General features: G+C 65.1%; 10 protein-coding genes. 1 reads left to right on the top strand and 9 read right to left on the bottom strand.

What is annotated here, in order from left to right; translation table 11 throughout:
• Positions 1-24: 24 nt before the first annotated feature.
• Both PSAL_RS01835 and PSAL_RS01830 read right to left on the bottom strand, forming a co-directional pair.
• Positions 25-483, bottom strand: coding sequence for a hypothetical protein (locus tag PSAL_RS01835; RefSeq protein ID WP_119837940.1), 459 nt, complete (start codon positions 481-483; stop codon positions 25-27).
• A 59-nt stretch (positions 484-542) separates the two neighbouring features.
• A complete protein-coding gene (locus tag PSAL_RS01830; protein ID WP_119837941.1) occupies positions 543-1,484 on the bottom strand; it encodes a phage capsid protein in 942 nt (313 codons plus the stop codon).
• Positions 1,485-1,869: 385 nt separating this feature from the next.
• On the opposite strand from PSAL_RS01830, the gene PSAL_RS01825 reads away from it, so the two are divergent.
• Positions 1,870-2,406, top strand: coding sequence for a hypothetical protein (locus tag PSAL_RS01825; protein WP_147407588.1), 537 nt, complete (start codon positions 1,870-1,872; stop codon positions 2,404-2,406).
• A 236-nt stretch (positions 2,407-2,642) separates the two neighbouring features.
• Here PSAL_RS01825 and PSAL_RS01820 read toward each other — a convergent pair whose 3' ends face one another.
• The 7 genes from PSAL_RS01820 to PSAL_RS01790 are packed head-to-tail and all read right to left on the bottom strand — an operon-like array spanning position 2,643 to position 8,362.
• Positions 2,643-3,674 (bottom strand): hypothetical protein, encoded by a 1,032-nt coding sequence (locus PSAL_RS01820; protein ID WP_196222705.1) that lies wholly within the window; start codon positions 3,672-3,674, stop codon positions 2,643-2,645.
• Positions 3,664-3,990, bottom strand: a complete 327-nt coding sequence (locus PSAL_RS01815) for a hypothetical protein (protein ID WP_119837942.1) — start codon at positions 3,988-3,990, stop codon at positions 3,664-3,666. Before PSAL_RS01815 ends, PSAL_RS01820 begins: the two co-directional genes overlap by 11 nt.
• Complete coding sequence (locus PSAL_RS01810) at positions 3,987-5,639, bottom strand: portal protein (protein ID WP_119837943.1); 1,653 nt, start codon at positions 5,637-5,639, stop codon at positions 3,987-3,989. Before PSAL_RS01810 ends, PSAL_RS01815 begins: the two co-directional genes overlap by 4 nt.
• On the bottom strand, positions 5,636-5,818 hold the full coding sequence (locus tag PSAL_RS01805; RefSeq protein ID WP_119837944.1) for a hypothetical protein: 183 nt from the start codon (positions 5,816-5,818) through the stop codon (positions 5,636-5,638). Before PSAL_RS01805 ends, PSAL_RS01810 begins: the two co-directional genes overlap by 4 nt.
• Positions 5,802-6,320 (bottom strand): hypothetical protein, encoded by a 519-nt coding sequence (locus PSAL_RS01800; protein ID WP_119837945.1) that lies wholly within the window; start codon positions 6,318-6,320, stop codon positions 5,802-5,804. The genes PSAL_RS01805 and PSAL_RS01800 overlap by 17 nt, the downstream gene beginning before the upstream one ends.
• A 3-nt stretch (positions 6,321-6,323) precedes the next feature.
• A complete protein-coding gene (locus tag PSAL_RS01795; protein ID WP_119837946.1) occupies positions 6,324-6,599 on the bottom strand; it encodes a hypothetical protein in 276 nt (91 codons plus the stop codon).
• Positions 6,596-8,362, bottom strand: a complete 1,767-nt coding sequence (locus PSAL_RS01790) for a hypothetical protein (protein ID WP_147407589.1) — start codon at positions 8,360-8,362, stop codon at positions 6,596-6,598. Before PSAL_RS01790 ends, PSAL_RS01795 begins: the two co-directional genes overlap by 4 nt.
• Positions 8,363-8,515: the final 153 nt, after the last annotated feature.

Genomic DNA, 8,515 nt, shown 5'->3' with positions numbered 1-8,515 from the left:
CCTGCGCCCGGCCACCGTCCTAGCTCAGGGCATCAGGTAGGCGATGCGGAAGGCCATGCTCCCGGCGCCGGTGGCAGCGGCCTCTGCATGGGCCCAGATCTCGACAGTGCCACCGGGGTTTTCGGCGAGCCCCAGGACTTCCCACCACCGCTTGCCATGGTTGGCGTCGCCCAAGGCGAACGGGGTGACGATGGTCTCGGTTGCCTTGGTCTGGTCCACCAGGGCATCGGTATCGGTCTCGGTGCCGATGACCACCTGGGCAAAGCCCCAGCTGGCCACATCGAAGAAGGTATCTTCATGCACCACGGCGTTCGCCGGAACATTCGCAAGGTGGTACTTGGATGTGTTGGCGTCATCGGCTGCGTTGACCACATTGCCGGTCGAACAGACCAGGCGGCCGCGCGCGATCTCGGGATCGGGCGGAACCGAATTGGCGTCGAAGGGATCGTGGACGAGGTCGGAATTGGCGGAAACTACGGGCATGAACTCTGCTCCTGAAGGTTCTGGTAAAGGTCAGGGCCGGACCGGATCCGGCCCCGCGATCAAGCTTCCAGGCACCGGATTATGCGCACGCCTTCGTCCTGGACCCGGCCGGCGGCCGGATAGGCGTCGACGATGCATTGCGGCAGGTTGCGGGCCGAGGTGTCGTTGAACAGATCGGCCTCGATGTCCTGCCACATGCCACAGACGATATTCGCCTTCGTCCAGAGCGGCACGAGACGATGACCGTTGTTGTCCTTGGGCAAGCGGTTGGTGAACATCCAGCGGATCCCAAGGAGCGAACCCGGTCGGCCGTTCTCGATTTCCTTGACCTCGAACGGGTTCAGGTTCTTCCCGGTCTCGAAAGCCAGCTTCAGCAGGTCGGTTTTCTGCTTGGGGGTGATGAGGCCGAAGATCTCGTCGTCGCTTTCCAGCCCGAAATCTTCCAGCTCCATGCCTTCCGTCGCCGCGCGCATCTTGTTCAGCGTCAGCCCGGCCGCGGCGTCCTCCCCGGCATCAACGGCGATGTAGTTGCCGGCGGCCAGATCCTTGGTGGAGCCCGGCGTCTTGCCCTCGGAAACCGCCCCGAAGATGCCACCCGGTCGGACAACGTAATTGCTGCCGGACTTGCGAACGCCCAGGATCCGGTCGAAAATCCCGCGTTCCACGGCCTTCGTGTGCGTCACGACCAGCGAAGAGGTCGGATCCTGCGACTGGTCGAACTTCTCTTCCTTGGTGATCAGCTGGCCGCTTTCGATCACGGTCGGGCGGACCAGCCAACGCCGGGTGCGCTTGGGTGGGTTTTCCGGGTTGCGGCGGGAATAATCCTCGCCTTCCTGGTACTCGACCTTGTCGATCAGGTCGGCCATGTCCTGTGCTTCGCCCGAGGCCGACACGATGGTCACGGCGGCCCGCAGCGGGTTTTGCATCTGCTGCGCGACCATGCGGACGTTGTTCTGGTAGGAAAGGCGGTGATGCGCCTCGACGGTCTGACGATAGGACATCTGGGTCCCCTCTCGAAAAATCAACGATCATGGTGAGATTTCGGAGGGGTTGCCCTATACCGGACCCGCCCTGGCCGTATCGTGGCCTAGACGCCGGAATTGCCCGGATCAGACGGACCCGGAAACCGGGTTGCCCGTCACCCAATGGATAGCATCTACTTTGGTACATCGCAACACTGATCGAATCGGCAATCCGTGGTGAAGAGAAGGATTAGGCGGCTAAATGATAATACCGAGTTTCTGTCCCAATTGTGAGTTGGCTTATCCGAGTGGGATCGCTGCAGGCATTGGCACCAAGATACAGATCGAGGAATGCTTTTCAGAATGCCCTCGGTGTAAGTCCAACGGCTTAGTATTCAACGGAACTTACGAGATTTGGGAGGGATTGATCCGAATTTTCAACTCGGACAACTTTGGCCCGCAAGTCATAGAGATTCTGACCAACGTTGGAGAAGAACTGCGGCAAAAAAGGATCACTCCCTCCGAAGCCGCCAGGCAGGTTTCCAAAGTTGATCCGGTCGCTGGAAATGAAGTTTCACGTTGGGGAGAACTGCTAAAAGAGTATGGAGTTCCCGTTGGGACATTATTGACTGGTTTGGGCACTTTACTCGCTGCCGTCGTTGCTGCGCTGGCATTTGGATACACCCACATTGAGAGCAGATCGAACCTTCCTCCCTACGAAGGAATGGACTACGAGTTCAGCCGAACGATAGAAGCAGCAGGGATGAACGGCTCCGTCTCAGAAAGCTTGGCCCCGCAGTACTCCATTCGGCCACCACAAACTACTCAATCAAAACAATCCGAAGTCGAGCAAGAAAAAAAGCGCATGACACCAAGCGCCAAGAGCAAACCCCCACGTGAAAATCGTCATTCGCGGCGAGCCCGCCTTGCGAAAGAGAGAAGCAACTCGCGAAAGAACTGAACGCCTATACATCTTTGACCTCCTCAGCGAAGTTCGCCTGTCCACGAAACTTTTGAACTTCTAGCGTGAGCGCAGCTTAAATCGTACGCGCTCCATGTTTGCGAATAGTTAACACTTGCTCTGCCGCCTGTTCTGCAACGCGTGCCCCCGAGACGGCCAGGCAATCTTGGGCATGAGACACGTGCAGCCTGACCTAAAAAGATCAGACTACACATTTCGTGGACCTGCCGGTTTGGCTATCTTCCGCTGACCATTTTCTCCAGGTGCTGGCGCCGCTCATGCAGCCGCTTGAACTCGGCATCCGCGCCGGGCTTGCCGCCGCGCTTGGCGGCAACGGCCTTGGAATATTCGCTGTCCGGGCCCATCATCGCCTCCAGCTCGGCACGGGCTTCGGCGGGGGTGCTGGACAGACCGGCGCCATTGCCCAACAGGTTCGGCAGGCTGTCCTCGCCCATCATTTCGCCGACGGCCGCGAACAGACGCAGCGTGTTCGCATCGCCCGTGCCCTTCTTCAGGACCTGCGCGATCGCCAGCAGGCCGTCGCTGTCCAGCCCAGCGGCTTCGGCCACCGCCTGGGCCGCCTGCTGTGCCAGCGTCACCTTGGCGCCGTACGTGTCGCCCCAGTCCGCCTGCAGCTCGGACTGCAACTGGGCCGAGGCCTGTTCCAGATCCTGGCTGGCGCCCGCGTCCAGCTTCGCCACCGCGCCGGCGTACAGCTCGACCATGCCCTGCATCTGGCGCGCGTTCAGGCCGAGCTCGTGGCCTTTCGTGCGGGCTGCGGCTTCAAGGTCGCTGTCCCATTTCGCGTCCTTCGGCCAGCTTTCCGGGGGCTTGATGTCATAGCCGTCAGCCTTCTCGGGGATCCCGAACAGATCACCATTCGCGCGCAGCCAGTCGGACACGTCGCCGTCCTTCCCGGGACGATCCATCAGCTGGTCGGCGGGCTTGCCGAGGCGGCTTTCGGCATGGCCGTAAAGCGTGGTCAGCTTTGCCATGGCAGCGACCGGATCATCCACGGTCAGCCCCTTGGCGGTCAGAAGCTGGCGCTGTTTCTCGTCGAAGCCGGCGCCTTCCCACCAGGGCTTTTCAGCCGCGGCGCCACCATCGCCGCCAGCATCGCCCTGGCCGTCCTGGCCTGCGCCTGCGCCCGTGCCGCCCGCGCCTTCGCCGCCCCCGCCATCGCCGGCTCCGGCGCCACCCGCGCCGCCTTCGCCAGCCGTTTCCAGAAAGCGGCGAAACCGCCATTGGTTCCACAATTCAAAGGTCATAATCCTGCTCCCTCATGAGTTCGTTGAGATCGGTTGTCGTCAGTCCGGCGGCCGCCAGCAGCTGCACCGCCAGGTCCCGCCGGCCAGCCTCGTAGGCCAGCTGGCAGGGATCCATCCGGGCGGGGCTCGGCACCCCGCCCTCCATGGTCACGGCCTGCCCCATGAACAGGCCGCCATGCGCAATCAGGTCGGGCACGATCTCCGGGACATGCACCCGCGCCCTGCGCCAGGTCCGGGCATGTTCCGCTGCGGTCCGGCGTCCCTCCAGCGTGGTGCCGAAGCGCGCAAGCAGCGTCCCGAGACGGTCAAGGATCATCCTTCACCACCCCCCTGCATCGCCTGCATGCCCTGGGCCAGCTCCTTCATGCCGGCGCCGCCCTCGGCCGCCATCTGGACGGCACTCTGGGCCTGCTGGGCCTGCGCCCTTGCCTCGCGCAGCTGCGCTGCCTGCTCGCGCGGCACCAGGACACGCTGCGGCACGGCGGTGCTGGCTTCGTGCAACACCTCGGCGTAGTCATCCGCACTGATGCGGTCCAGGATCTCGGGCTTCAACTGCGCCAGCGGCAGCAGATCCCCCAGGACGAGGGACCGCACGGCCTGCGCCTCGGAGGCGCGCAGGGCCATCGCCGCCGCCGAGGTGTAGCTGACCATCAGGGGCACCCCGCCGGGTACACCCTCAGGAACGGGCGGGATCTGCCCCGCCCGGTACAGCATGCGGAAACGGCGCTCATACTTGCGCGCGGCGTATTCCTCCATGATCCGGTCGGCATGCGGAGCCCAGTTGCGCAGCCGGGCCTCCTCGATGACACGGTTCTCCGCGTCCGAGATCCCGGTGCGCCCGGTCAGACTCATGACCGAGTAGTAGAAGGCGTTCTCCACCGCCTCGGCTGCCGCCCGCTTCTCTTCCAGCGTCAGGCCGATATTGCCGTTGAACTCCTCGGTCTGCACCAGCCGGTGCCCCTGCATCGAGACCGCGCCATAGACCGTGCTGCCCGGTCGGAACACGCCGTCCAGCGGCACGGTATTGCGGTCGGGCGCCAGCTTGGTCGGATCGGCGGCCCGCTGCGCCGCGCGCAGGGTGGCGGCCTCCATGACATCCAGCTTGCGGGCCGAGGCCAGGGCGATCGACCCCGGCCCGGTGCCGTAGCTCATGCCGCTGTCCACGTCCCAGCGCGGGTAGTAGACCGGCATTTCCTCGTAGCCGCGTTCGCGCATCAGCGTGTAATCGGCCGCACAGATCCAGCGGCTCAGCCAGCGCTTGCCGCGTGGGCCCAGCTTGTAGGGCTCGAACGCCTCGTTCGGTAGGACGTGCCAGTAGTAGACGCTCTTCTCGACCACCCCCCGCGCGGCCTGGTCCTGGATCTTCGCGGGCGTGTCCTCGCGGAATTCCCGGATCGCCTGGCGCGGGGTCAGATGCAGCTTGCGCACCGCCTCGCAGACCCGGCCGTGGAAATCCACCGCCACCACGATCTCGCCCAGCGAGAATGTCACGTCGATGAACTTGCGGTTGGTCAGGTCGACCTGATCATAGCCTGCGCCGTTCCCAAAGGCAGCGAGGTCCCCGTAAAGCTGGAAGCTTGCCGGGTAGAAGCTCGACATCGAGGGGCTGAAGGAGCGATGCACCTTGGCCGCCGCCCCGTCCAGCCATTCCGCAAATGGTGCCCAGCGGTTCAGCTCCTCATCCGGCGTGGTGAACCCGCCCCAGCGCGTCGCGGGGTTGGTGATCCCGGAATAGATCCCGGCCGCGAAATGCCCGTGCGCGATCGCGCCTTCCGAGCTGAGCGACTTGCTCAGCTGACGCGTGGTCGGCGTGTCCAGCCGGAAGCCGCCGCGCTGCGGGCGGATGAGGCGCGCAATCTCGTCCCAATCGGGCTCGAACTTGGTGCGCTCCTCCTTCAGTTCCGACCAGCGGCGCTCGGCTTCCTTCGCGCGATCGTCCTGGGGAAATCCGGTCTGGGGTCTCATTGCGGCGCCCCCAGCTTGCTGCGCGCCGGGATCCCAAGCGGGCTGGTGAGGATATTCGCCGCTGCCCCGGAGCGAGCCCGCCGCAGACGGGCTTCCAGATCTGCACTCTGGGTGCTGTCCTGGCCGGTGCCTGCCGAGATGATAGCGGGTCGGGTGTCGACGCTAGGTGCCTTGCACATGGGGGTCTCTCCTGTCCTGTGTCCACGCAAATTGAAGGAAGGTCTCGGTGCCATCCGCGCCGTATCCCGGCACGGCGGTCTCCTGGTGAAAGCCGCAGCCGCGCAGGAAGCGCGCCGCCGTCGGATGGCCGGCCCAGCAGCGCGCCTCCAGGCGGTTGAAGCCCACGCTTTGCGCCCAGGCCGGCAGGCCGCGGCGGATCATCACGGCGGTGCGCGCCATGGAGTGGCGATAGCCCTCATGGGAGCGTGCCAGCATGGCCGCCTGGGCCACCCCCGCCTGTCCGGTAGGCACCACCGCCAGTACCGCGAAGGGCGTTCGCCGTTCGGTGCGCAGGACGAAGGACAGCGCGGCCACGGATTGCACCGCGCGCCAGTCGCAGAACAGGTCGATGTGATCCTGCGGCGCGCCGCGCACGATTTCCGCCTCGCGTCGGTCGTTGGCATCCAGCCAGCGGAAGACGGCCATGGCGCCCTGATTGTCGAAAGGCAGTGCATGGATCATGGTTCAGACCGCCTGCCCCGCCTGAAGCAGCTCCCGGCGGGCCTTCTGCCCCCAGAGCTGCAGAGCTGCGACCTTGCCGCTCAAGGGGCTGACATAGGCCGCCCGGACGGTGATCCCCCGCAGCCTGGCCGATGTCCCGCCGGCCTTCGGGCGGGAAAAGATCATGCCCTCCTCACGCTCGAAACGCCCCACCACGTCCTCACTGCCCACCGGGTATTCGGAAAGGATCCCCACCAGCCGCTTCAGATCATCGGCCCGTTGCTTCGACATGCCATTCATCGTCCTGCTCCTTCTGCATAGGGGTCGAGGATGTCCCACCCCGGGTTCAGACCATCGCGCACCCCCGCCCGGCGCGGCCCGCGGATAGCGCCCTGCCGGGCCTCGTGCCTGTCGGGGCGGCGCTTCGCATAGGGCGGGCTGCCATCGCCCGCATGTTCGGACAGCAGCAGATATTGCAGGCCATCCATCACGTTGGCTTCGGTCAGGCTCTTGTCGGGCACCTTGCGCTTGTCGCCGCTCGCATCGACCCGCTCGGTCCAGACGTATCGGGCCTCGAAGCCCCTGCGCAGGAACTTGCAGGAGGGGTCCAGCAGCAGCCCGGGCTCGCCCGCGTCCAGCGGGGCTTCGAGAGCGGCGCGGACCGCCTCCAGGCGCGGCTGGATACGGTTGGTCCCCAGCCGCTGGGGCCGGATGGTGATCCCAGAGGCCTTCCCGACCAGCATGTTCCAGGTCGCGTTTTCCGTAGCGGCCTGGCTGGCGCCATGTTCTCCCGCCATGTCGCCCCAGCCGGCCTCGACATGGGCACCGGGCCAGCGCTGCTCCAGCAGGTCCGCCAGGCGCTGCCCGAAAACGGCGGCCATCAGACGCTCATCCGGGAAATGCATCTCGCCGAGGATCCGCCAGCGGAAGAAGCCGGTCATCTGGGCGATCACCGCGGCCCCCTTGAAGCCCTGATCGAGGCCGATGCGCAGCGGCAGGCCTGGAATGGGCTTCAGCGGTGTATCGGACACATGGATGCGCGGACTGAACTCACGCCGGAAGACCGGATCGCCCGCGCGCAGGTAGACAATCCTGTTGCGCACCAGCCGGTCGACCATGTCGCCGCGCCCCGCAAGCTGCATGGCCGCGATCTGGCGTGGGTAATAGCTGGAGGACAGGTTCTGCAGGTTCTCGCAGCCCGGCTCACCATAGCCCGGTTGGTTGCAGAACTCGATCGTGATCCGGTTTGCGCCTTCCGGCAGCTCTGCAGACAGCAGCTCGGCCATCCGCCGGCGCTCGTCCGCGTCGTGGAACACCCGGAAGCCCCAGTTGTCCTCGTCTGGCGCATTCATGTCGCCAACGATCTGCCCGTAGCTGCGCAGGTGATCCGGCAAACCTTCGAAATGGTTGCGGGCCGGATAACGGTCGATCCGCCCGATCCCGACGGTCAGGATCTCCACCGGCATGGTGTCGAGCTCGTTCAGCACGATGTCGGTGGTCTGTACCCCGCGCATGCTGGCGACGATATCGTCGCCGAAAGCCATGAACTCGGCCGTGAACTCGATCGGGCCATAGGCGTCGGCGAAGCGGATCACATGCGTCACGGGATCCCCACGCCCGCCGGACCAGGTGCCGAGGTCCTTCGGAAAGGTCTCCAGGTAGGAGGGGATAGTGGTGGACCAGAGCTGGCGGTAGGTCTCGCGGATGAAGAGCACCTTGTAGCGGCGCACCCCGTCAATGGTCGAGCGCGGCATTTCCACAGCCCGCCGGGCGCGGGACTTCATCAGCGTCGTGGTCTTGCCCGAACCGACAGGCCCCTGGATCGCAATCACGTCGTCATTCGACCAGAAGAAGCGCTCCGCGATCGGTCCCGGAAACTGCACCACGTCCAGATCCGGCATATTGCCAGATGCGAAATCGCCCTCTAGGCTGGCAATCGCCTCTTTCGCATCGCTTCCCTGCAATGCTTCGATCTGCTCTGCCGTGAACCCCCTGCCCCCCGCGGTGGCCAGGTCAGAGGCTTCCCCCCGACCCCGTTGACCGTTTCCAGATTTCGCGTTCATACCCTGGCCTCCCGATGGGCCAAAATGCTGCATGGGGTCACACAGAGGGGCCTGAGGCAAAGCGCGGGGAGGCCCCCCCGGGGTGTCGCGCGGGCGCGCGCCGGGCGAGGGGCGCGCCCTGCACCAGGGCGGGACACCGCGGCGGTGCGGGGG

The sequence above is a fragment of the Pseudooceanicola algae genome (assembly GCF_003590145.2).
Lineage (GTDB): Bacteria > Pseudomonadota > Alphaproteobacteria > Rhodobacterales > Rhodobacteraceae > Pseudooceanicola > Pseudooceanicola algae.
The sequence above is the reverse complement of the archived record's forward strand: the minus strand, read 5'-3'. Positions and strand labels throughout refer to the sequence as shown.